The sequence below is a fragment of the Sulfitobacter sp. UBA4523 genome, from assembly GCF_002388305.1.
Classification (GTDB): Bacteria; Pseudomonadota; Alphaproteobacteria; order Rhodobacterales; family Rhodobacteraceae; genus Sulfitobacter; species Sulfitobacter pontiacus.
In genome coordinates this window covers 609-864 of record NZ_DGMH01000032.1, presented here as the reverse complement: position 1 = coordinate 864, position 256 = coordinate 609, and the positions used below count along the sequence as shown (strand labels likewise).

1 pseudogene is annotated in these 256 nt (G+C 68.4%); it reads left to right on the top strand.

The features are described from left to right. A pseudogene (locus tag B3849_RS07990) lies at positions 1 to 256 on the top strand (tRNA lysidine(34) synthetase TilS); the annotation flags it as partial.

Genomic DNA, 256 nt, shown 5'->3' with positions numbered 1-256 from the left:
GCGCACTTTGGGACGGCCGCTGGCGTCTGGAACCTTGCGGCGATGCGCCCGCGCCCGACACGCAAACCACGATCCGTGCCTTGGGCGCTGAAGGGCTGCGCAGCTTTGCGGATTGGCGCGATTTGGGCGTGCCGCGCGGCGTCTTGCTGGCCTCTCCGGCGGTGTGGCAGGGCGCGGAACTGGTCGCTGCCCCCCTTGTCGGTCGGTCGCAAAACTGGCAAGCAGTGCTCGAACGCGGCGAAGATGCCTTTTTCGC